Genomic DNA, 21,191 nt, shown 5'->3' on the forward strand with positions numbered 1-21,191 from the left:
CTGGGGTTCGACCCCGTCATCACCTTACGATGGGTGAATGACTTCTTCCGTTGGATTCATTGGCTACCGAGGCATGGTTGGCTCCGTGCTCATGCAACGCATGCTCGACGAGGGTGACTTCGAGGGCATCGACCCGGTCTTCTTCTCGACCTCCAACCCGGGCGGGCCGGCACCAGCCTTCGCCACGGGCGCCGGAGTACTGCAGGACGCGCATGACATCGATGCGTTGGCAAAACTGCCCATCCTGGTCACCGCCCAGGGCGGCGACTACACGAAGCGGGTGCACCCCGAGCTGCGCGCCCGCGGCTGGAAGGGCCTATGGATCGACGCTGCCTCGACGCTGCGCATGAACGACGATTCGATCATCGTGCTGGACCCGGTGAACCGCCCGGTCATCGACGCCGGCCTGGCCGCCGGGACACTGGACTTCGTCGGCGGCAACTGCACCGTCTCCTGCATGCTCATGGGCCTGGGCGGGCTGTTCCGCAACGGTCTGGTCGAATGGGGCACCGCGATGACCTACCAGGCGGCGTCCGGCGGCGGCGCCCGCCACATGCGCGAACTGATCAACCAGTTCGGCGACATCAACTACTCCGTGGCCGATGAGCTCGCCGACCCTGCCTCGGCCATCCTGGAGATCGACCGCAAGGTGCTGGCCACCCAGCGCGGCGGCCTGGACGCCACCGAATTCGGCGTCCCGCTCGCCGGCTCGCTGATCCCCTGGATCGACGCCGACCTGGGCAACGGACAGTCCAAGGAGGAGTGGAAGGCCGGGGTCGAGACGAACAAGATCCTGGGCACCGGCGCGGACAACCACGTCATGCTCGACGGGCTGTGCGTGCGGATCGGCGCCATGCGATCGCACTCCCAGGCCCTGACCCTGAAGCTGACCGAGGACCTGCCCCTGGACGAGATCGAACGGTTGATCGACGCTGACAACGACTGGGCAACTGTGGTGCCCAATTCGAAGGACGCCACGATGAAGCAGCTGACCCCCGTCGCCGCCTCCGGCACCCTCGATATCCCGGTCGGCCGCCTGCGCAAGCTGGAAATGGGCCCCCAGTACCTCTCGGCCTTCACCGTCGGCGACCAGCTGCTCTGGGGTGCCGCCGAACCGTTGCGGCGCATGCTCGCGATCGCCCTCGGCCGGCTGTAGGCCTGCGGGCGGTGCGGCGTTAGGCTCGAGGCGGAACCGAGCGTCGAGCCCCGGAGGGGACCATGTGCCGTTGGCTTGCCTATGTGGGATCGCCGATCGCGCTGGAAACGGTGCTGACCAGGCCTAACCACTCATTGCTGGACCAAAGCCTGCTCGCCCGGGACCTGTATCTGCCGCGGCGGCAGATGAGCTCCCAATTCCGCCATCGTGCGTTCCCCACCAATGGGGACGGATTCGGTCTGGCCTGGTCGGGGTTGCGTGGCAGGCTGGGGCAGTACCGGGAGATCACGCCGGCCTGGGACAGCCAGAACCTGCGCCACCTCGCCGCCCAGATCGAATCGGGGTGTTTCCTGGCCCACGTCCGCGCGGCACCCGGGGGGACCATTTCGCAGGAGAACTGCCATCCGTTCGTCCACGAGGGGTGGATGTTCCAGCACAATGGGGAAATCAACGGGTTTCCCGACCTCAAGCGCGAGCTGACCTTTGACGTCGATCCCGCGCTCTACCCCTTCATCGAAGGAAACGGAGACACCGAGGTCTGCTTCTTCCTGGCCCTGACCTACGGGCTGGCCGACGATCCCGTGGGTGCCCTGACCCGGATGGTCTCACGGGTGGAGCGGGCCCGCCGGGAGACGGGCCAAACCGAGGCGTTCCGCGCGACCATTGCCGCGTCCGATGGCGATCGGCTGGTCGTCTTGCGCTGGGTCAGCCCCGATGTTCCGGGGGCGGTGGCGCCGTCGTTATTCCACTCCTTCGGACGGATGAGCCTCCATGTGGGGGCCGGTTTCGGACCGGGCACCGGGGACTCGGAGGAGCTGCCCCGGGACACCCAGCTGGTGGTTTCCGAGCCCCTGGAGCTGCATTGGAGCAAACGGCACTGGGTGGAAATCCCGTCGGCGACCATCGGCGTGTTCTCCCGCGACCGTCAGCCGGTCTTCTCCCCGGTGGAGGTCACCGCCGGTTGACCGGTTCGGGGCCCCGCCCCGCCACATGACACAGGGGCACCCCGGCCAATGCCGGTGGCGCCCCTGCAGTGTCTGGTCCGCGGGCTGCTGGCCCGGGGCCTCAGTTGTCGTGCCGGACGCGTCCCACGTCCTCGTTCGCCGTGTCGTAGAGGCGCTGCAATGCTGCCATGCGCTCGTCGGTGATCTCTCCGGCAGCGTGGGCCGCCTTGCCCCGATCGAGCAGGCGCTTGGCTTCCTTCATGTTGCCTTCGGCCAGATCCATCGCGTGTTCCAGGCTTGTCTCGTGTTCCATGCCTCCATAGTGCGTCAGTTCGCGGTAAAAAGTCCACGGTGACTTGCACGGGAACGCAATTGTGACCTCACCGTGCCCGAAAGTCCGAGTACTCACGCATCCGGGCGGCGAAGGCACGCGCTGCCCCTGGCCCGAGGTCGGTTCCGAACGGCTCGGCTCCAGCATCCGGATCCCATATGCCGATGGTCGCGCCGCCGTGCACGATGGTCCTGCGGAACACCCCGTTTCCGCCGGGAACCACCCGGGGTGCATGCTCCGCGGACAGGCTCGCCCGGCGGTCCCGGTACCCCAGGAGGAACTCGTCGAAGCCGGGCAGTGCGAGTACGGTCCTGGCTCCGGGCACCGGCACCCCGGCGTCGAGCCCAGCTGCGGTGGCGGGCGCCATCCAGTAGTCGATGCCTTCCACCCGCCGCGATGCCAGGCTCCCGGCGTCCAGCAGGGTCGCCAGGGTGGCACGCACCGGCGTCAACGGGAGCCCGAGCCACCACGCGAAGTCTGCTTCGGTCGCCGGGCCGTGTCCGCCGAAGTAGCACAGCGCCAGGCGTTCCAACGCAGCACGCCGGTCACCGCCGTCGTTCCCGGAGCCGCCGATCCACGACCGGTACGGGACGAAGAGCTGCCGTGCACTCCCGCTGCCCTCCAGGGGGCCCTGGACCAGGATGCGGGCCACCGACAGGGCCATGAGCAGCAGGTAGCCACGTTGCCCCGAGGTTTCCTGGCCGGCGAAGCGGAAGGCTTCCAGCAGCTGGCCGCGCGTGGCACCGTCGGCGCATCGCTGGAGGGCGACGGGGGCCACCGCTTCGACGTCCTGTTCGCTGATGCCCGCTTGGCGGAACCCCGTGGCCGTCTGGGCGCGCATGCGGGGGCCGGTGACGGTGAGGAGGTCATCGAGCAGCCCGGGGCGGACGATCATCAACGTGCCACGGGCGGCCCAGGTGCGCACGATGGATCCGTCGTCGAATGCGGCCCGGACGGATGATGCCGTGCTGCCCGGCGATCTGACGCCCAGCGCCCAGAACGCCTGCCCGAGGTCCTGGGCCTGGAGGAGGCCCAGCTGGCCCACGACGGCTGCCGGGGTGGGCCGAGCCCCGGCACCGGGGAGCAGCCACTGGCTGGCCAGGCGCGCCCGCGCCACGACCAGGCGTGGGGCGGGCGCTGCGCTCATCTCAGAGGTCGATCCCGATGAGCAGGGGCTCGTTGTGCAAGGTGATGCCGAAGCGTTCCCTGACCCCGTCGCGGACGGCCCGGGCGATGGCGAGGATGTCCTCGGCGGTGGCACCTCCCCGGTTGGTGATGGCCAGCGTGTGCTTGCTGGAGAGCGAGGCCCGGCCGCCGGCCAGCTCGGCCCCGGCGGTACCGGGCAGCCCGAACCCCTTGGCGAAACCGGCCCGGTCGATCAGCCAGGCGGCGGAGAGCTTGGTGCCCTGATCCGCGGGGAACCGCGGGGCGTCCTCGGGCAGCGATGCCGCCGTGTCGGCGTCCACTATCGGATTCGTGAAGAAGGATCCGGTGCTGTAGGTGTCCCGGTCTGCCGGGTCCAGGACCATGCCCTTGCCGGCGCGCAGGCGCAGCACGGTGGTACGGACCGCTGCGGCCGGAGCCCGCTCCCCGGCAGTGACACCCAGGGTGCGTGCGAGTTCGGCGTAGGCGATGGGTGCGCCCAGGGGTGACGTCTCCAGGACGAAGACGACGTCGAGGACGACGTAGCGTGGCGAACCCTGGACCGTGGTGCGCTTGAGCAGCGAATCGCGGTAGCCGAAATCCAGGTCCGCGGCTGTGAATTCGACCAGCCGGGACTCGTGGCGGTCCCATGCCCTGACCGAGGCGAGGGTCTTGGACACATCGGCGCCATAGGCCCCGACGTTTTGCACGGGGGTGGCCCCTGCGGATCCGGGGATGCCGGACAACGCCTCGAGGCCGGCCAGCCCCGCGTCCAAGGTCGTGCGCACGACGTCGTCCCACGGGTGTCCCGCGGCCACCGTGACCCGGGAATGCGTGCCATCTGTTCCGGCGGCGATGTCCACGCCGCGGGTGGCGATGCGCAGGACGGTGCCGTCGTATCCGGCGTCGGAGATGACCAGATTGGAGCCGCCACCGACCAGCAGCAGCCGCCGGCCGGCGTCGTCCGCTGCGCGCACCGCCGAGAGGATCTCCTCCTCGGTGGTCGCCTCGATGAAGTCCGCGGCGGGGCCGCCGACTCCGGTGGTGGTGAGCCCGGACAGCAGATGGGGCATCAGAACTGGACCAGGGCCTGGGCCTTGACGAGCACCTTCTGGCCGTCGGCGACCACCGTGAGGTCCACGCGCGCCGTCCGTGCTTCGGCGTCGATGGCGCCGATGACTCCGGCGACCTCCAGTGCGGTGCCGGTGGCGTCGGAGGGGTTGGTGCCCTCCGGATCCTGCACGACGACCGGCTTGGTGAAGCGGGTCTGGTAGTCGACGATCGAGCCGGGGTCCCCGGTCCAGTCCTCGACCAGCGTGACGGCGGCCCCCATGGTGAACATGCCGTGGGCGATGACGCCGGGCAGGCCCACGTCGGTGGCGAAACGTTCGTTCCAATGGATGGGGTTGAAGTCCCCGCTGGCACCTGCGTAGCGGACGAGGTCGGCGCGGTTCACGTGCAGCGTGGTGCTGCCGATGTCCTGGCCTTTTTCGAGGCTGGCGAATTCGATGGGGGTCATGCTGCCTCCTCCCCGCGGACGAGGATCGACGAGATGGTGGTGGCGACGGCTGCCCCGCCGGTGGTGCTGATCTCCGACCGGGTGGTGATCATGGCGCCGCCGCCCATGCCCCGGACCTTGTCCACGTGCAGTTCGGCCACGAGTTCGTCTCCGGCGACGATGGGGCGGTGCAGGGTGAACCGCTGGTCGGCGTGCACGACCCGGGAGAAGTCGATGCCGGAGTCCGGGTCAGCGATCAGCTGCGCATCGGCCCGCTGGGCGACGATGATCGCGAAGGTGGGGGGTGCGACGAGGTCCGCGTGGCCCAGACCGGCTGCGGCGTCCTGGTCATAGTGCGACCGGTGGGACGCCTTCGTGGCCGCGGCGAACTCGCGGATCTTCTCGCGGGAGACCTGGTAGGCCTCTCCCGCCGGATAGCTGCGCCCTTCCAGGGCCGGGTTGATGCTCATGGTGTCCTCGCTGTCGGGCGGGTCGATGGCTGCGCTTGCACGGCTTCCAGCTTAAGGCACGGCGGCCACCGCCGGTGCCGGGACGAACCACACCTCCGATATGATGGAACCATCATTCCGCGCATCACCCGAAAGGCCCCCATGTTCCTGGACGACGAGCAGCTTCCCTTGTATGAGATCAAGGCGAACCTCTTCAAGGCGCTGGCCCACCCGGCCCGCATCCGTGCGCTGGAGATCCTCGTGGATTCACCGGACCGGTCCGCCACCGTCGCCCAACTGCTGGACGCCATGCACATCGAGGCCAGCCACCTGTCCCAGCATCTGCGGGTGCTGCGACGTCATGGCGTGGTCACCTCGCAACGCCGGGCCAGCCACGTCGACTACACGTTGGCCCATCCCGGGGTGGCCGAATTGCTGGCCATCGCCCGCCGGTTCCTCAACGACCGGATGGCCGCCCACCGCGGTGCCGGGAACACGGGGCAGCAGACGGCGGTGGCCCGCTGATGGCACGCCCCTCACTGCGCGCCTTCCTGCCAGCCGCCGATGACTATGCCCTGCTCCCCTCGACCTGGCGGGTCGACATCCTGGCCGGGGTCACCGTGGGCATCGTCGCGCTCCCCCTCGCCTTGGCCTTCGGGGTGACCTCCGGGGTCGGCGCCGCCGCGGGGCTGGTCACCGCGGTCATCGCCGGGCTGGTCGCCGCCGTGATGGGTGGTTCACCGGTACAGGTTTCCGGGCCCACCGGGGCGATGGTCGTCATCCTCGCCCCGATCGTCGCAGCCCATGGTGTGGGGTCGATCGCCCTCTTGAGCATCATGGCCGGCGTGATCGTGCTGGCCATTGGACTGGCCGGAGTCGGGCGGGCGGTCGCCTATATTCCATGGCCGGTGGTCGAGGGCTTCACGCTGGGGATCGGCACCATCATCTTCCTCCAACAAGTACCCCTGGCCACCGGCACCGACGCGCCGTCGGGGCTGAACACCGTGGTCGCGGCCTGGATCTCGGCCGCCGGCGCCCAGTGGCCGACGGCGGGCATCACGTTGGCCATCGTCGCGGTCGTCGCCACCCTGATGGTCATGGCCCCGCGCCTGCACCCCGGCCTGCCGGCCAGCCTCATCGCCATCGCCCTGGTGACCGTGGTGGCCGAGTGGCTGCACCTGGACATCCCCCGCATTGGCGAGCTGCCCTCGGCGCTGGGGGCCCCGGCGTTGCCACCCATCTCGCTGCCCCTGATGACCGAGCTGGCCGGCCCAGCGGTGGCCGTGGCCGCACTGGCGGCGATCGAATCGCTCCTCTCGGCCCGCGTGGCAGCGGGTCTGGTGGGACCCCATGGTTCGACCACCGGGCAATACCACCCGGACCGCGAACTCGCCGGACAGGGCCTCGCGTCGATCGCCGCCGGCCTCTTCGGGGGCATGCCGGCCACTGGTGCCATCGCCCGCACCGCGGTCAACGTGCGCAGCGGAGCCCGCACCCGGCTGGCCTCGATCGTCCATGCCCTGCTGTTGCTGGTCATCGTCTATGCCGGTTCGCAGCTGGTGGGGCGCATCCCGTTGGCGGCACTGGCCGGCATCCTGATGGTCACGGCCACGCGCATGGTCTCACGCCACACTGCTGCATCGATCCTGCGCTCTGGACGCTCGGAGGCGACGCTGTTCGTGGTCACGGCCATCATCACCGTGGCCTTCGACCTCATCGAGGCGATCCAGATCGGAGTGCTGGTCGCCGCCTTCTTCGCCTTGCGGTCGGTGGCCAAGGCCTCGGGCGCATCCCGCGAGGAACTGCCAGGTGGCGCCCAGCCCGACGATGAGCGCATTGCCCTCTTCCGCCTCGACGGCGCCATGTTCTTCGGGGCCGCTGAAAAGATCCTCACGGACGTGCAGTCGGTGACCGGCGTGGAAGTGGTCATCCTGCGGCTGTCGCGCCTGCGGATGCTCGATGCGACCGGCGCCCGCGCCCTCGTGGAGATCATCGGGGCCCTGGAGCGGCGCAAGATCACGGTCCTGGTCAAGGGCATCCGCCCCGAGCATGTCAGGATGGCCGAGACCGTCGGCGTCATCGGGGCCCTGCGCCACTACCGCCATGTCTTCGACGAGCTGGAGCCTGCAGTGGCACACGCCCGCCATCACGTCGCGGAAAACCGCGCGGCGGATGAGTTGAAGCAGCTCCCCTAGCGTCCCGGACGCTGCTTGGGCACGGGTGGATGCTGCTTGCGGTACGTCTTGACGTCACGTCCGCGGACCACCAGCCCGGCGACGTGGGTCAGCAGGCCGACCAGGATGATGCCGACGGCCGTGTACATCAGCGGCCGGTTGCCGGTATTGGCCCCGACGAGTGCCAGCACGATCCCCACCCCGGAAACGGCCATGGAGGCGAACACGAGGACCTTGTAGAGGCCCGACGCCGATTCCCAGGGTGTGCTGATCATGCCGTCCAGTCTATCGGTTCAGAACAATGAATCCTGCGCCACGGGAACCGCCGTGGAATGCTCGCCGGGTACCACCCTGCGGCCCTTGAGCACCGAGGCATCGGCGGCATACAGCCGTTCGGACCCGTCCAACCGCACCCCGAGACTCTGGCCCAGGGCGGACTCGACGGTGAACCCGTGGCTGCTGGCACTGAGCCACCCCGGGTAGGGGTGCAGGTCCCCGGCGTCCTAGGCGGCGAGCAGCGGGGCGGCCAGCCAGGAGGGTTCGAAGTCCTCGTCGGCCTCCTCGGCGCCCAGGCCTGCAGCGTCCGGATCCTCGGCGAGCAGCCGGCGGACCCGCTCCACCTGGGCCCGGTGCACGGTGGCGAGGGATCCGGCGTCGTACACCCCGGACGGGGACGGCCCGCCTTGTCCCGGATCGGTGAGCCCCGCGGTCTTCGCCGAGGCACGCACCGCCTGGCCCAACCCGAGCCGTTCGGTGACCAGGTCCTCCAGGACCCGGACGATGCGCCCGTCGGCCGCCAGCGCCACGTAGGTGGCCTTCACGGCCCCTTGCTGGGCCAGTCGACGCCATTTGTTGCCCTCACCCGCGGTGCCGATCTTGGAGGCCCCGTGGGCGAAGGTGGCGACGTAGAGCCACTGTGGCTTCGCGAGGTAGGCGCGCAAGCCGGCCGGGGCGATGCCGGAGCGGTGGAAGTCGTGCATGTGGCGGGCATCGTCCCGGGCGAGGCAGGACGCACACTGGGTGCCGCGTTCGGCGGGGGCGGCATCGGGGCATTCGATGTGGGACCAGTCAGCGGCACCGGCCACGCGCGTGTGCCCCAGGCACCAGCGGCCGGGTTCCACCGCGAAGGAGCAGCGCGTGCCGGGCTCCAGGAGCACGCCGGCATCTGCCCCCTGGCTGTCCCGCAGGGCCCAGCGTGGCGTGGACCGGTCGGCGGGCCAGTCGATGCCTGCACTGAGCAGGAAGCCGTCGGCGGCAGGGGTGTCTACGGCCGGAGGGGAGGGAACGATGTCGGCCGCTGGATCCATCCGTCCAGCATAGGCGGACGCACCCGGGGCACTGCCCACATGAAGAAATCCGCCCCGCGATGCGGGACGGATTCCTGTGGGTAGCGGTGCCGGGACTCGATCCCGGGACCTCACGATTATGAGTCGTGCGCTCTAACCAGCTGAGCTACACCGCCACGAATGGGAATGCCCGCGTCTGCGTCGGTTTCTCTCGCGAGTCGACACGGACGCGGGCTTTCCTACTCAGAGCCCCCCACCGGAATCGATCCGGTGACCTCGTTCTTACCAAGAACGCGCTCTACCACTGAGCTAGGGGGGCAACGGAAAAAAACTTTACCAGCAATTTGCGCCCGCATGAAATCGAGGTGGCCCCCTGTGTTCGATGCCACATCAACGCCCTGCCGGGGGGTGCGAAACGCCCCCGGACGCCGGGCATCAGCGGCCCCATCGGAGCCGCTCGGAAGGCCCCGCCAACGCCGGAAGGCCGGGCCGCTCCCCTGGGGGAACGGCCCGGCCTTCCGGTGATGTCGGTGCGGACCCGCAAGGGGGTCCAGGGGGTGCTAGAAGCTACGCCCGCGCCCGCCCTCGAAGTTGCGCGAGGAGGTACGCGGCTTGCGCGAGCCGCCGAAGCCGCCGCGGTCGCCACGGTCGCCACGGTCGCTGCGGAAACCGCCACGGTCGCCACCGCGGTTGCCGTCAAAGCTGCCGCGGTCCTTGCGGTAGCCGCCCTGGTCGCCACCTTCGCGCTCACGGCGCGGGGAACGGCCGGTGTCCAGCTCCAAACGGATCAGTTCGCCACCGATGCGGGTGCGGGACAGTGCGCTCCACTGGTCCTTGGAGAGCTCTGCCGGCAGCTCCACCAGGGTGTGGTCGGCGCGGATGTCGATGCCGCCGATCTGCCCGGAGTTGAAACCACCCTCGTTGGCCAGGGCCCCGACGATGGATCCGGGCATGACACGCTGGCGGCGGCCGACGGCGATGCGGTACGTGGCATTGCCCTCGGTCAGCGCGCGCGTCGGGCCACGGGAGCCGAAGCCGTCCTTGGCGCCCTTGGACATGCGGGCCTGCTTGGCCGGCGGGGTCGGCAGCTCTTCCATCAGCAGCGGGCGGCCGCCCTGGGCCATGTGTGCCAGTGCGGCGGCAACCTCCACGGCGGAGACGTCATGCTCGGCTTCGAACTTCTCGACCAGGTTGCGGAAGACCGAGAGTTCCTGGGAGGCCAGGGTCTCGGCGATCTGGCCGGCGAACTTCTCCAGGCGCTTGTCGTTGACGATGTCGACGCTGGGCAGCGTCATGGCCTCCACCGGCTGGCGGGTGGCCTTCTCGATGGCCCGCAGCATGTGCTTCTCGCGCGGGGTCATGAACAGGATGGCGTCACCCTGGCGGCCGGCTCGGCCCGTGCGGCCGATGCGGTGCACGTAGGACTCGGTGTCGTGCGGGATGTCGTAGTTGATGACGTGGCTGATGCGCTCGACGTCGAGGCCGCGGGCCGCGACGTCGGTGGCGACCAGGATGTCGATCTTGCCGCTGCGCAGGTTCTCCACGGTGCGCTCGCGCTGCTGCTGCGGGATGTCGCCGTTGATCGCGGCAGTGGTGAAGCCGCGGGCCTTCAGCTTGTCGGCGAGGTCCTCGGTGGCCATCTTGGTGCGCACGAAGGCGATGACACCCTCGTGGGCTTCGGATTCCAGGATCCGGGTCATGGCGTCGAGCTTGTGGGCGCCCATGACCTGGACGTAGCGCTGGCGGGTGTTCTTGCCCGTGGTGGTGCTGGACTTCACCGACACCTCCTGCGGGTTGCGCAGGTACTGCTTGGAGATCCGGCGGATGGAGCCGGGCATCGTGGCGGAGAAGAGGGCCACCTGCTTGTCCTCGGGCGTCGCCTCGAGGATCTTGTCGACCTCTTCGGCGAAGCCCATGCGCAGCATCTCGTCGGCCTCGTCGAGCACGACGTACTGCAGGTGCGACAGGTCCAGGGAACCCTTGTTGATGTGGTCGATGACGCGGCCGGGGGTGCCGACGACCACCTGGGCGCCACGGCGCATCGCGGAGAGCTGCGGGCCGTACGGCGAGCCGCCGTAGACCGGCAGGACGGTGAAGTCGCCCATGTGCTTGGCGTAGGAGGTGAAGGCCTCGGCGACCTGGAGCGCGAGTTCGCGGGTCGGCGCGAGGACCAGGACCTGGGTGTTGCGGGCGACGCCGTTCTGGTCGGCCAGTTCGGCCATCCGGGAGAGGGCGGGGATCGCGAAGGCAGCGGTCTTGCCGGTACCGGTCTGGGCCAGGCCCACGACGTCGCGGCCTTCCAGGAGCATCGGGATGGTGGCGGCCTGGATCGGCGTCGGCGTTTCGTAGCCGAGATCCTCGACGGCGGCGAGGACGCGGGCGTCGATGCCGAGGTCGGCGAACTTCACCGTGTTCTCTTCGGCGGGGGTTTCGGGCGCATTATTGGACATGTCGGAAGACATAAAGAATTACCTCGTTCATAGGGGCGGAGAACCCGGCACTCATTGAGAGGCGGGATCCGCGGCACATTCGGACTCAAACACCAGTCCGGCCGCTCCCCTATGAAGAAACTGCCCGCACACTGCGGACTCACACACGATGAGCTCCTGCCTCAAGAATTGGGCAGGATGCGAGGGAAGCCGGATATCGGTGAGATCCCAGTCTACAGGAGGACCGGGCACGACGACGAGGCGGGGCCTGTGCGGTTGGGCACACCCAGTAGGCTGTCAGGCGTGAGGAAACTTCCCGTCACCCTGCGCGTGGCAGTCATCTGGTGGGCCGTGCTGGCCCTGGCGCTGCTCGGCTTCGGCCTGGCCTCCTGGGGCAATTCCCGCCTGCTGGTCGGCGGCAGCCGGTCCGGCCTGGTGGCCCTGGCCTTCCTGTTGGCCGTGCTGGCCGTCGGTGTCGGCTACGGGGCCTGGCGCCTGCTGCGCGGCCAACTGGCGGGCCGGGCCTGGTTGACGACCATGGGGCTGATCGGCGGCATTCCGCTGGTGTTGCGCGGCCCCCGGCTGGGGGTCCTCGGCGCCACCCTGCTCATCGGCGTCGTGCTGCTGTGGCTGCCGCAGAGCATGGACTACTTCAAGGAACAGTCACGCGCCGCGCGCTCGGCCCGCAAGGCGGAGCGCCGTGCGGCGAAGGGCCTGCCCCGGCGTTAGGACCTCAAGCCTGCGGCAGGTGTTCCGGTAGGGCAATCGACTCCAACGCCTCGGCCACGGGTGCCAACTCGGGGGTCTCCCGCGCCTCCTGCAACGCGCGGTCCAGCGCTTCCTCGTGGACGGGACGGGCCACCTCCAGCAGTTCCCACCCCGCGGGCGTCAGTTCCGTATAGACCCCCCGGCGATCGTCCAGGCAGAGGATCCGGGTGAGCAGCCCACGGTCCTCCAGGCGGTTCACCAGGCGGGTGGCTGCGCTGGAACTCAAAGCAGCGGCCCGGGCGAGCTGCTGCATGCGCATATGCCACCCATCCTGCCGCGAGAGCGCCTCCATCACCGTGTACTCGACCACCGAGAGCCCCGCCTGGCGCTGGAGCGCCTTCTCCAGCTCGGCCTCGATCAGGGCATGGAGCCCTGCCAGGGTGCGCCATCCGCGGGCGCGGATCTCGACGGCGTCGTCCCTGATTCCCATGTGATCTCCCTCTCGAAGGCCGGCGATCCGACCTTCTTTGCTTGCGCGGATATAACGCGTGTGCAACTATTTCTTTTGTTCCTAAATGCTTGCGTCTGCAAATAACGGCGCGTGCACTCATTATCAGTATACGAAAGAAACGGGGAAAGCGATGCCCATCGGATTGATCGCCTTGGCACTGGGCGGGTTCGGGATCGGATTGACCGAATTCGTCATTGCGGGCTTGCTGCCCGAAGTCGCCACCGACCTGCACGTCAACGAGGCGGCCGCCGGCTGGCTCATCTCCGGCTATGCCCTCGGCGTGGCCGTCGGCGCATTGGCCCTGACCGCGGCGGTCATCCGCCAGCCGCGCAAACGGGTCCTGTTGGGCCTGATGATCCTGTTCATCATCGGCAACCTGCTGTGCGCCACCGCCGATACCTACACGCTCATGCTCGTGGGCCGCATCGTCGCCTCGCTCTGCCACGGAGCCTTCTTCGGCATTGGATCCGTCGTTGCCGCTGACATGGTGGCCCCGGACAAGCGCTCCGGCGCCATCGCCATCATGTTCACCGGGCTCACGCTGGCCAACGTGCTCGGCGTCCCCTTCGGCACCTTCATCGGCCAGGCCTTCGGCTGGCAGGCCGCATTCTGGTTCATCACGATCATCGGCGTCATCGCCTTCGCCGGGATCGCCACCCTGGTCCCCGCGTCTGCCAACGCCCGCTCCGAGACATCGCTTCGGGCCGAGCTGGGCGCCTTCCGCTCCGGCCAGGTCTGGCTCTCCCTGGTGGTCACCGTGCTCGGATACGGCGGCATGTTCGGCGCCTTCACCTACATCGCCTTCACCTTGACCTCGGTCTCCGGTTTCGACACCTCGGCCGTGCCGTGGCTGCTGGTGTTGTTCGGTGTGGGGTTGTTCGCCGGCAACATCGTCGGCGGCAAGGCAGCCGACAAGAAACTGGACGCCACCTTGCTGGTCCTCTTCGCCTTGCTGGCAGTGGTTCTGGCCGCATTCGCCGCGTTCGCAGCCCACCCCGTCGCGGCGGTCGTGCTGCTGGTGGCCATGGGGGCCGTTGGCTTCGGGACCGTTCCGGGGTTGCAGACCCGCATCATGAACTTTGCCGGCACCGCCGAAACCCTGGCCTCCAGCGCGAACATCGCCGCCTTCAACGTGGGCAATGCCGTCGGTGCCTGGCTCGGCGGGATCGCGATCACCGCGGGACTCGGCTACACCTCCCCGCTGTGGGCCGGATCCGCACTCACCCTCGCCGGCCTGGCCGTCATGGTTTTCGCCGCCAGCGCAGCACGTCGGCGCAGGCCCACCACCGCACTCCCCGCCGCGGAACCATCGCTCCCCTGAGCGCCGCACCGGGCCATCCACCAGCACCACCACCGAAAGGGACACCATGAACATCCCCGACCTCTCCCTGAACCAGGGCCCCACCATCCCGCAGCTCGGATTCGGCGTCTTCCAGGTCCCCGACGACCGGGCAGCCGACGCGGTGGGCGAGGCCCTGGCCGCTGGGTACCGCAGCATCGACACGGCAGCCATCTACGGCAACGAGGAGGGCGTAGGCCGCGCCGTCGCAGCCTCCGGACTCCGCCGCGAGGACCTCTTCATCACCACCAAGCTCTGGAACGACGCCCACGGGGCCGAGCGTGCGGCGCCGGCCTACCAGCAGAGCCTGGATCGCCTGGGGCTGGACCATGTCGATCTCCTGCTGATCCATTGGCCGGCCCCGGCACAGGGCCGGTATGCCGAGACCTGGCGTGCCCTCGAGGCCCTGCAGTCCAGCGGCCGGGTCCGGGCCATCGGGGTGTCCAACTTCACCGCCGCCCAGCTGGAGCTGCTGGCCGCGGAATCCGGAATCGTGCCGGCGGTGAACCAGGTGGAGCTGCACCCCTATCTGCAGCAACTCCCCACCCGGGCCTACAACCAGGAGCACGGTATCCGCACCGAGGCCTGGAGCCCCCTGGCCCAGGGCGCCGTACTCACGGACCCGGTCATCGCGCGCCTCGCCGCGGCCCACGGCAGGACCCCGGCGCAGGTCGTGCTGCGTTGGCACCTCCAGCAGGGGCGCATCGTCATCCCGAAGTCCGTCACCCCGGCCCGCATCCGTGAAAACCTCGACGTCTTCGGCTTCGACCTCTCGGAGGCCGACCTCGCGGCGATCGACGGTCTGGACCGCGGCCTGCGCACGGGGCCCGATCCGGAGACCTTCAACGGCTGACGTCCCCACCGCAGGCATCCCGGGTCGGCCGCGCACCACGCGGCCGGCCCGATGTGGGATGGGTCACCGGACGGCGATAGGCTCGGGGAACCCATTGGATCTTCCGAAAGGGCTCCCACCATGAGTCTGCTGGCCATCACCAACGTCCACGTCGTCCCCATCGAGTCCGAGCCCTTCGACGGCTCCGTCATCGTCCGCGACGGCAAGATCGAGGCCTGCGGTCCCGACCTGCAGGTGCCCGCCGGCGCCGAGGTCCTCGATGGCGGGGGCCAGTGGCTGCTGCCGGGCTTCGTCGATGCGCACGTGCACCTGGGCATGCATCCCGAGGGCGAGGCCGGCTCGACCGCCGACGTGAACGAGATGACCGACCCGATCATGTCCGCCGTGCGGGCGATCGACGCCGTGGACCCGTTCGACCCCGGCTTCGACGAGGCACTGGCCGGGGGCGTGACCACGGTCAACGTCAACCCCGGCTCGGGCAATCCGGTGGGCGGTCTGGCCGTCGCCATCCACACCCACGGGCGGTACATCGACGAGATGGTGCTGCGCTCCCCCAGCGGCCTGAAGTCTGCCCTCGGCGAGAACCCCAAGCGGATCTACGGGGAAAAGAAGCAGACCCCCTCCACCCGGCTGGGCACCGCATTGGTCATCCGCGAGGCCTTCATCAAGGCCCGGAACTACATGGCCAAGGCCGACCCGGAGGCCATCGACCCGAAGATGGAGGCCCTGGCCATGGTGCTGCGCCGCGAGATCCCCTGGCGCCAGCACTGCCACCGCACCGACGACGTCGCCACCGCGCTGCGCCTGGCCGACGAGTTCGGCTACGACCTGGTCCTGGACCACGGCACCGAGGCGCATGTGATCGCCGATGTCATCGCCGAACGCAACATCCCGGTGCTCATCGGCCCGCTGTTCACCACCAAGTCCAAGGTCGAACTCCGCGGCCGCTCGCTGGCCAACCCCGGCAAGCTGCACGACGCCGGCGTGGAGATCTCCATCATCACCGACCACCCGGTCATCCCGATCAACTTCCTGGTCCACCAGTGCACGCTGGCGATCAAGGAGGGGCTGGACCCCGTGGCGGCCCTGCGCTCGATCACCATCAACCCCGCGCGCGTGCTCGGGCTCGAGCATCGCATCGGATCCATCGAACCAGGCAAGGACGCCGACCTGGTGTTGTGGTCCGGCGATCCGCTGGACGTGATGCAGCGGGCCCTGCGCGTGTTCATCGGCGGTCGCCAGGTCATGGAGTACGACGCCGATACCCGCCTTCCCGTCGTCGTGGACCGGAAGCTGCCGGTGGCCTAATGCAGCAGGGGCACGTCGGAGACGACGGCGATGTGCCCGCCCATGGCCGCTGCCGCGGCGTCCGGATCCCCGGCACGGATGGCCTCGGTGATGCCCCGATGCGCCGCGAGGGAGACCTCGGGGCGTCCGGGCTGGCCGAGGGATTCGATGCGGGTCTCCAGGATCATCTCGCCGATGAAGCCCATCATCTGGGCCAGCACCGCCGAATGGGCGGCCGCAGTGATGGCCTGGTGGAACAGCTCGTCGCCGTGGACCCCGCGGTCCCCCCGGGCGATCTCCCCCGCCATCACCTCCAGCGCCTCGTCGATCGCCGCCAGGTCCTCATCGGTGCGCCGTTCCGCGGCCAGCGAAGCCAGCTTGACCTCCAGGGTGCTGCGGGCCTCGACGATTTCCGGCAACCGGTTCTGGTGGTCCCTCAGCTTGCGCAACAGCGCAGCCATGCTCGGCCGGTACACCAGCACTGCCCCGGTCCCGTGCTGGACATCGATGACACCGAGCACCTCGAGGGCCACCAGCGCCTGGGCCAGGGTGGCCCGCGAGACCCCCAGCTGATCGGCCAGGTCACGCTCGGCCGGGAGCCGGTCGCCCGCGCCCAACTGTTCGGATTCGACATAGCCGAGGATCTGCTCCATGAGCTGCTCGTAGAGGCGCGGACGCGCCACCTTGCCCAACGTCGTCGTCTTTCCGGGGTCCCGCATCGTGCACCTGCCCTTCGTTGCCCTCAGCCTACACACGTCATCCTATTGACAAAGTGACAGAGGGTCTAGGAGGCTAGGCCACTGAGAGTGACCTACCGCACACATCGCACCGAGCCCCTGGAGGAACCCCATATGTCTGCTCCGATACTTTCCATCATCGTGTTGGCGGTGATGTTCCTGCTGGCCACGGTCCTACCCATCAACATGGGTGCGCTCGCCTTCGTCGGTGCCTTTGTCCTCGGCGCGCTCTTCCTGGGGATGGACACCAAGGACATCCTCGCCCAGTTCCCCGGCGGCCTGTTCCTGACATTGGTCGGGGTGACCTACCTGTTCGCCATCGCCCAGGGCAACGGGACCATCGACCTGCTGATCCGCAAGGCGGTGAAACTCGTGGACAACCGGATCGCCCTGATCCCCTGGGTGATGTTCACGATCACCGCAGTCATCACCGCAGTCGGTGCCCTCGGCCCGGCAGCCGTCGCCATCATGGCCCCCATCGGCCTGGGCTTCGCGGCCCGGTACAAGATCAACCCGCTGATGATGGGCATGCTCATCGTCCACGGTGCCCAGGCCGGCGGGTTCTCCCCCATCGCCGTCTACGGCGTGATCGTCAACGGGCTCATCGCCGACACCGGCTTCGATTTCAGTCCCACCGCGCTGTTCCTCAGCTCCTTCATCTTCAACACCGTCATCGCCGTCGTCCTCTTCTTCGTCCTGGGCGGCAAGAAGCTGGCTGGCAGCCGCGTGGCGGAATTCGCCGCAAGCGTCTCCGAGGCCCGCATGGGAGCCTCCGTCGGTTCCCGCGCAGCAGGTGTCGACTTCAAGGGTGCCGGCAGCGGCACCTACGGGCCCCGCGACCCCGCCGGCGACGGCCCCTCCAGCGCAGTGTCCAGCCGCGTCACCTTCCCGCAGGTCGCCACCATCATCGGCCTCATCGTCCTGGCCGTCGTCGCCCTGGGCTTCGGTGTCGACGTCGGGTTCGTCTCCATCACCATCGCCGTCGTCCTGGCCCTGGTCTCCCCGCAGGCGCAAAAGGGTGCCGTCAACAAGATCAGCTGGTCCACCGTGCTGCTGATCTGCGGCATGCTGACCTTCGTGGGGGTCCTGGAAGAGGCCGGCACCATCACCTACGTCTCCGACGGTGTCGCCCAGATGGGCATGCCGCTGCTGGCAGCGTTGATGATCTGCTACATCGGTGCCGTGGTTTCCGCCTTCGCCTCCTCGACGGCAATCCTGGCGGCCCTGATCCCGCTGGCCATCCCGTTCCTGGATTCCGGTGCGGTCAGCGCCGTCGGTGTCGTCTGCGCCCTGGCCATCGCCTCGACCATCGTCGACGTCTCCCCGTTCTCCACCAACGGAGCCCTGGTCCTCGCCAATGCCCCCGAGGGGATGGACACCGACAAGTTCTACAAGCAGATCCTGGCCTACGGTGGCATTGTCGTCGTCGTCGGCCCGGTCCTGGCCTGGTTGACGCTCGTCGTGCCCGGCTGGCTCTAGGAACCAGAATCCCTCCGCCCGGGAGCGCCTGCCAGGGCGCTCCCGGGCCTGTTTCCCCGCTCTACCCCGCCCCGAAAGGAGCCCTCGTGAACCCCACGACTGCATCGACCCCGGCCCTGTCCGCCTCCACCGGCCCCTTGGCCGGATACACCGTCCTTGACCTGACCCGGGCCCTGGCCGGCCCGCACGCCGGCATGATGCTCGGCGACCTCGGCGCCCGTGTCATCAAGGTGGAGACCCCTGGCACCGGTGACGACACCCGCAGCTGGGGCCCGCCCTTCGTGGGGCCCGAGGATGACCGGCAGGCGACCTACTACCTTTCCTGCAACCGCAACAAGGAATCCATCGCCCTGGACCTGAAGTCCGATGACGGTCGCGCCACACTCACCTCCCTGATCGAACGCTCCGATGCACTGCTGGAGAATTTCAGGACCGGGGTCCTGGACCGGCTGGGTTTCTCGATGGAGGAGCTGCAGCGGATCAACCCACGGCTGGTCATCCTGTCCATCACCGGCTTCGGCCACGATGGACCCGAGGCCAAGCGCAGCGGCTACGACCAGATCGTCCAGGGCGAGGCCGGCCTGATGTCGTTGACCGGTTCCGGCCCCGATGACCCGCAACGCGTGGGCGTTCCCATCTCGGACCTGCTCTCGGGCATGTACGGGGCGTACGGCGTGCTGGCCGCCCTGCTCGAACGCGAGAAGACCGGACGCGGCCAGGTGGTGCGCACCTCGCTGCTGGCCTCCGTGGTCGGCGTCCACGCGTTCCAGGGCACCCGGGCCACCGTCGCCGGGGAAGTCCCCCGGGCACAGGGCAACCACCACCCCTCGATCGCACCGTACGGGTTGTTTGCCTGCCGGGGCGGCAACGTCCAGATCAGCGTGGGCAGCGACAAGCTCTGGAAGGCACTGACAGCCGCCTTCGGCATCGACGCCACCGATCCCGACTTCGCCACCAACGCCGACCGCGTCGCGCACCGGGACAAGCTCATCGGCGTCATCGAGGACGCCTTCAGCGCCTACGATCCGGCCAGCCTGCTGGACAAGCTCAACGAGGCGGGGGTTCCCGCCGGCAAGGTCAGGACGCTGGACGAGGTCTATGCGTGGGACCAGGTGAAATCCCAGGGACTCCTGCTGGAGGTGGAGCACCCGGTGCTCGGCAACATCACCCTGCCCGGCCCGCCGTTGCGCTTCTTCGACGCGGAGACCGCCGAGGAGCGGACCCGCACCGCGCACACCGCGCCTCCCGGACTCGACGCCGACGCGGAGTCCATCAGGTCCTGGCTCTCCGCCGGGCAGGGCGCCACCGCGGGGACCGGGGCATGACCATGACCACCACGGCCCCGCGGAGATTGACGGCCACTGCCCTGTTGAACATCGTGCTGGATGAGGACTCGTTCCGTTCCTGGGACGCCCCCGCCGAACAGCCTCAGTCCGGACCCCGGTATTCCGCCGAGCTGGAAGCGGCCCGCCAGAAGAGTGGCCATGATGAATCGGTGGTCACCGGGGAAGGCCGGATCCGGGGCCGCCGGGTGGCCGTGATCGTCTCGGAATTCACCTTCCTGGCCGGTTCGATCGGCCGGGCCGCGGCCCAGCGGATCACCGAGGCCATCGAGCGGGCCACCGCCGAGGGCCTCCCCCTGCTGGCCGGGCCCGCGTCCGGAGGCACCCGCATGCAGGAGGGCACCCTCGCCTTCCTGTCCATGGTGGCGATCACCGACGCGGTCCGCCGCCACAAGGAAAAGGGGCTGCCCTATCTGGTCTACCTGCGCCACCCGACCACCGGCGGCGTCATGGCCTCCTGGGGTTCGCTGGGGCACATGACCGTGGCCGAACCGGGGGCGCTGCTCGGGTTCCTGGGGCCGCGCGTCTACGAAACCCTGTACGGGCGCCCCTTCCCCGAGGGAGTGCAGACCGCAGAGAACCTCTACCGGTGCGGACTCATCGACGCGGTGGTGCCTCCGGAGGATCTTCCGGAAATCATCGACCGGGCCCTGCGGATCCTGTTGCCCGCCCAGCCGGCGGGGAACCTTCCGGTTCCGGCCAGCGTGGGCGCGGTTCCCGGGACGCGGGATGCCTGGGAGTCGATCGAGATCTCCCGGCTCCCCCGCCGTCCCGACCTGCGCTGGCTCCTGGCCGCCGGGGCGGATGATGCCCTGCCCTTGAACGGCACCGGCCAGGGCGAGAACGATCCCGGCCTGGGGCTGGCCCTGGCCCGGTTCGGAACGCAATCCTGCATCGTGTTGGGCCACCAGCGGCCGCGGCATGGCGGACCCGAGATGGGACCCGGGTCGCTACGCGAGGCACGCCGGGGCATGCAGCTGGCCGAGGAGCTGCAACTGCCGTTGCTGACCGTCATCGACACCGCCGGCGCCGACCTCTCCCCCGAGGCCGAGGAAGGCGGCCTGGCCGGGGAGATCGCCCGCTCGCTGAACAGCCTGATCGGGTTGGCCGCCCCCAGCGTCGCGGTCCTGTTGGGCCAGGGCTCCGGCGGCGGCGCGTTGGCCCTGCTGCCCGCCGACCGGGTGATCGCCGCGGAGAACGCCTGGCTGTCCCCGTTGCCGCCCGAGGGTGCCAGCGCCATCGTGTACCGGGACGCCGCGCACGCCCCGCAACTGGCCGCCGAGCAGGGCGTGAACGTGGCGTCGCTGCACCGGATCGGGTTGGTGGACCACATCGTCCCCGAGGTGCGCGAGGCGGCAGTGGATCCCCGGGGGTTCTGCGCCGACCTGGCGGCGGCCATCGAGTACGAGCTCTCCGTGGCCGCTGCGGTGCCCGCCGGGGCGCGGCGCCAGCGCCGGGCCGCCAAGTTCGCCACGCTGGGCCTGTAGCCGCCCGCAAAAACCAGGGACCCCGGTCCGCGCCATG

General features: G+C 69.2%; 21 protein-coding genes and 2 tRNA genes. 11 read left to right on the forward strand and 12 right to left on the reverse strand.

Annotation, left to right across the window (positions count from 1 at the left end; all coding sequences use genetic code 11):
* The first annotated feature begins 37 nt into the window (after positions 1-37).
* Together asd and ABD088_RS03415 are read left to right on the forward strand one after the other, a co-directional pair.
* Positions 38-1,156 carry an aspartate-semialdehyde dehydrogenase gene (gene asd, locus ABD088_RS03410; protein ID WP_343900079.1) on the forward strand — a complete coding sequence of 373 codons (1,119 nt, stop codon included), beginning with the start codon at positions 38-40 and terminating at the stop codon, positions 1,154-1,156.
* Between the two features lie 62 nt (positions 1,157-1,218).
* Positions 1,219-2,121: a class II glutamine amidotransferase gene (locus ABD088_RS03415; RefSeq protein WP_343900080.1), complete on the forward strand. Its 903-nt coding sequence runs from the start codon at positions 1,219-1,221 to the stop codon at positions 2,119-2,121.
* Positions 2,122-2,221: 100 nt separating this feature from the next.
* On the opposite strand, the gene ABD088_RS03420 is transcribed toward ABD088_RS03415, so the two are convergent.
* From ABD088_RS03420 to ABD088_RS03440, 5 genes are all read right to left on the reverse strand, one after another.
* Positions 2,222-2,413: a hypothetical protein gene (locus ABD088_RS03420; RefSeq protein ID WP_343900081.1), complete on the reverse strand. Its 192-nt coding sequence runs from the start codon at positions 2,411-2,413 to the stop codon at positions 2,222-2,224.
* A 67-nt stretch (positions 2,414-2,480) separates the two neighbouring features.
* The gene (locus ABD088_RS03425; protein WP_343900083.1) at positions 2,481-3,578 is read right to left on the reverse strand and encodes a winged helix DNA-binding domain-containing protein; all 1,098 of its coding nucleotides are present in this window, start codon (positions 3,576-3,578) and stop codon (positions 2,481-2,483) included.
* Between the two features lies 1 nt (position 3,579).
* Complete coding sequence (locus tag ABD088_RS03430) at positions 3,580-4,650, reverse strand: UDP-N-acetylmuramate dehydrogenase (protein ID WP_343900378.1); 1,071 nt, start codon at positions 4,648-4,650, stop codon at positions 3,580-3,582.
* Positions 4,647-5,093 (reverse strand): MaoC family dehydratase, encoded by a 447-nt coding sequence (locus ABD088_RS03435; protein WP_343900084.1) that lies wholly within the window; start codon positions 5,091-5,093, stop codon positions 4,647-4,649. Before ABD088_RS03435 ends, ABD088_RS03430 begins: the two co-directional genes overlap by 4 nt.
* Complete coding sequence (locus tag ABD088_RS03440; RefSeq protein WP_343900085.1) at positions 5,090-5,542, reverse strand: FAS1-like dehydratase domain-containing protein; 453 nt, start codon at positions 5,540-5,542, stop codon at positions 5,090-5,092. The genes ABD088_RS03435 and ABD088_RS03440 overlap by 4 nt, the downstream gene beginning before the upstream one ends.
* A 141-nt stretch (positions 5,543-5,683) precedes the next feature.
* On the opposite strand from ABD088_RS03440, the gene ABD088_RS03445 reads away from it, so the two are divergent.
* A complete protein-coding gene (locus ABD088_RS03445) occupies positions 5,684-6,046 on the forward strand; it encodes an ArsR/SmtB family transcription factor (protein ID WP_343900086.1) in 363 nt (120 codons plus the stop codon).
* Complete coding sequence (locus ABD088_RS03450) at positions 6,046-7,716, forward strand: SulP family inorganic anion transporter (RefSeq protein ID WP_343900087.1); 1,671 nt, start codon at positions 6,046-6,048, stop codon at positions 7,714-7,716. The genes ABD088_RS03445 and ABD088_RS03450 overlap by 1 nt, the downstream gene beginning before the upstream one ends.
* Here the strand turns inward: ABD088_RS03450 and ABD088_RS03455 are convergent.
* The 5 genes from ABD088_RS03455 to ABD088_RS03475 form a co-directional block, all read right to left on the reverse strand.
* Positions 7,713-7,970 (reverse strand): hypothetical protein, encoded by a 258-nt coding sequence (locus tag ABD088_RS03455; RefSeq protein ID WP_343900088.1) that lies wholly within the window; start codon positions 7,968-7,970, stop codon positions 7,713-7,715. The two genes, ABD088_RS03450 and ABD088_RS03455, sit on opposite strands and share 4 nt — an antisense overlap.
* Positions 7,971-8,198: 228 nt before the next feature.
* Complete coding sequence (locus ABD088_RS03460) at positions 8,199-9,002, reverse strand: DUF2797 domain-containing protein (protein WP_343900090.1); 804 nt, start codon at positions 9,000-9,002, stop codon at positions 8,199-8,201.
* A gap of 81 nt (positions 9,003-9,083) precedes the next feature.
* Positions 9,084-9,157: transfer RNA gene (locus ABD088_RS03465), tRNA-Met, on the reverse strand.
* A gap of 71 nt (positions 9,158-9,228) precedes the next feature.
* Positions 9,229-9,300, reverse strand: a tRNA-Thr gene (locus ABD088_RS03470).
* A gap of 241 nt (positions 9,301-9,541) precedes the next feature.
* Positions 9,542-11,431: a DEAD/DEAH box helicase gene (locus ABD088_RS03475; RefSeq protein ID WP_343900091.1), complete on the reverse strand. Its 1,890-nt coding sequence runs from the start codon at positions 11,429-11,431 to the stop codon at positions 9,542-9,544.
* Positions 11,432-11,713: 282 nt separating this feature from the next.
* Here ABD088_RS03475 and ABD088_RS03480 point away from each other — a divergent pair, with 282 nt between their 5' ends.
* On the forward strand, positions 11,714-12,139 hold the full coding sequence (locus ABD088_RS03480) for a hypothetical protein (protein ID WP_343900093.1): 426 nt from the start codon (positions 11,714-11,716) through the stop codon (positions 12,137-12,139).
* A gap of 4 nt (positions 12,140-12,143) precedes the next feature.
* Here the strand turns inward: ABD088_RS03480 and ABD088_RS03485 are convergent, their stop codons facing one another.
* Complete coding sequence (locus ABD088_RS03485) at positions 12,144-12,608, reverse strand: MarR family winged helix-turn-helix transcriptional regulator (RefSeq protein WP_343900094.1); 465 nt, start codon at positions 12,606-12,608, stop codon at positions 12,144-12,146.
* 151 nt (positions 12,609-12,759) lie between these two features.
* On the opposite strand from ABD088_RS03485, the gene ABD088_RS03490 reads away from it, so the two are divergent.
* From ABD088_RS03490 to ABD088_RS03500, 3 genes are all read left to right on the forward strand, one after another.
* Positions 12,760-13,950, forward strand: a complete 1,191-nt coding sequence (locus tag ABD088_RS03490; RefSeq protein ID WP_343900096.1) for an MFS transporter — start codon at positions 12,760-12,762, stop codon at positions 13,948-13,950.
* 46 nt (positions 13,951-13,996) lie between these two features.
* Positions 13,997-14,821, forward strand: a complete 825-nt coding sequence (locus ABD088_RS03495) for an aldo/keto reductase (protein WP_343900097.1) — start codon at positions 13,997-13,999, stop codon at positions 14,819-14,821.
* A 120-nt stretch (positions 14,822-14,941) separates the two neighbouring features.
* Positions 14,942-16,129: an amidohydrolase gene (locus ABD088_RS03500; protein ID WP_343900099.1), complete on the forward strand. Its 1,188-nt coding sequence runs from the start codon at positions 14,942-14,944 to the stop codon at positions 16,127-16,129.
* On the opposite strand, the gene ABD088_RS03505 is transcribed toward ABD088_RS03500, so the two are convergent.
* Entirely contained in the window at positions 16,126-16,827 is a 702-nt protein-coding gene (locus ABD088_RS03505; protein ID WP_343900100.1) for a FadR/GntR family transcriptional regulator, read from the reverse strand. The two genes, ABD088_RS03500 and ABD088_RS03505, sit on opposite strands and share 4 nt — an antisense overlap.
* A gap of 132 nt (positions 16,828-16,959) precedes the next feature.
* Here ABD088_RS03505 and ABD088_RS03510 point away from each other — a divergent pair, with 132 nt between their 5' ends.
* The 3 genes from ABD088_RS03510 (at position 16,960) to ABD088_RS03520 (ending at position 21,154) form a co-directional block, all read left to right on the forward strand.
* Positions 16,960-18,324: an SLC13 family permease gene (locus tag ABD088_RS03510; RefSeq protein ID WP_343900101.1), complete on the forward strand. Its 1,365-nt coding sequence runs from the start codon at positions 16,960-16,962 to the stop codon at positions 18,322-18,324.
* Between the two features lie 86 nt (positions 18,325-18,410).
* Positions 18,411-19,649 (forward strand): CaiB/BaiF CoA transferase family protein, encoded by a 1,239-nt coding sequence (locus ABD088_RS03515; protein WP_343900103.1) that lies wholly within the window; start codon positions 18,411-18,413, stop codon positions 19,647-19,649.
* Between the two features lie 2 nt (positions 19,650-19,651).
* Positions 19,652-21,154 carry a carboxyl transferase domain-containing protein gene (locus tag ABD088_RS03520; protein ID WP_343900380.1) on the forward strand — a complete coding sequence of 501 codons (1,503 nt, stop codon included), beginning with the start codon at positions 19,652-19,654 and terminating at the stop codon, positions 21,152-21,154.
* Positions 21,155-21,191 lie beyond the last annotated feature (37 nt).

This window comes from Arthrobacter rhombi, assembly GCF_039526245.1.
GTDB classification, from domain to species: domain Bacteria; phylum Actinomycetota; class Actinomycetes; order Actinomycetales; family Micrococcaceae; genus Arthrobacter_H; species Arthrobacter_H rhombi.

Coding starts and splice junctions, on each gene's coding strand:
- asd (WP_343900079.1), top strand. CDS start 38: ATGACTTCTTCCGTTGGATTCATTGGCTACCGAGGCATGGTTGGCTCC.
- ABD088_RS03415 (WP_343900080.1), top strand. CDS start 1,219: ATGTGCCGTTGGCTTGCCTATGTGGGATCGCCGATCGCGCTGGAAACG.
- ABD088_RS03420 (WP_343900081.1), bottom strand. CDS start 2,413: ATGGAACACGAGACAAGCCTGGAACACGCGATGGATCTGGCCGAAGGC.
- ABD088_RS03425 (WP_343900083.1), bottom strand. CDS start 3,578: ATGAGCGCAGCGCCCGCCCCACGCCTGGTCGTGGCGCGGGCGCGCCTG.
- ABD088_RS03435 (WP_343900084.1), bottom strand. CDS start 5,093: ATGACCCCCATCGAATTCGCCAGCCTCGAAAAAGGCCAGGACATCGGC.
- ABD088_RS03440 (WP_343900085.1), bottom strand. CDS start 5,542: ATGAGCATCAACCCGGCCCTGGAAGGGCGCAGCTATCCGGCGGGAGAG.
- ABD088_RS03445 (WP_343900086.1), top strand. CDS start 5,684: ATGTTCCTGGACGACGAGCAGCTTCCCTTGTATGAGATCAAGGCGAAC.
- ABD088_RS03450 (WP_343900087.1), top strand. CDS start 6,046: ATGGCACGCCCCTCACTGCGCGCCTTCCTGCCAGCCGCCGATGACTAT.
- ABD088_RS03455 (WP_343900088.1), bottom strand. CDS start 7,970: ATGATCAGCACACCCTGGGAATCGGCGTCGGGCCTCTACAAGGTCCTC.
- ABD088_RS03460 (WP_343900090.1), bottom strand. CDS start 9,002: ATGGATCCAGCGGCCGACATCGTTCCCTCCCCTCCGGCCGTAGACACC.
- ABD088_RS03475 (WP_343900091.1), bottom strand. CDS start 11,431: ATGTCCAATAATGCGCCCGAAACCCCCGCCGAAGAGAACACGGTGAAG.
- ABD088_RS03485 (WP_343900094.1), bottom strand. CDS start 12,608: ATGGGAATCAGGGACGACGCCGTCGAGATCCGCGCCCGCGGATGGCGC.
- ABD088_RS03490 (WP_343900096.1), top strand. CDS start 12,760: ATGCCCATCGGATTGATCGCCTTGGCACTGGGCGGGTTCGGGATCGGA.
- ABD088_RS03495 (WP_343900097.1), top strand. CDS start 13,997: ATGAACATCCCCGACCTCTCCCTGAACCAGGGCCCCACCATCCCGCAG.
- ABD088_RS03500 (WP_343900099.1), top strand. CDS start 14,942: ATGAGTCTGCTGGCCATCACCAACGTCCACGTCGTCCCCATCGAGTCC.
- ABD088_RS03505 (WP_343900100.1), bottom strand. CDS start 16,827: ATGCGGGACCCCGGAAAGACGACGACGTTGGGCAAGGTGGCGCGTCCG.
- ABD088_RS03510 (WP_343900101.1), top strand. CDS start 16,960: ATGTCTGCTCCGATACTTTCCATCATCGTGTTGGCGGTGATGTTCCTG.
- ABD088_RS03520 (WP_343900380.1), top strand. CDS start 19,652: ATGACCACCACGGCCCCGCGGAGATTGACGGCCACTGCCCTGTTGAAC.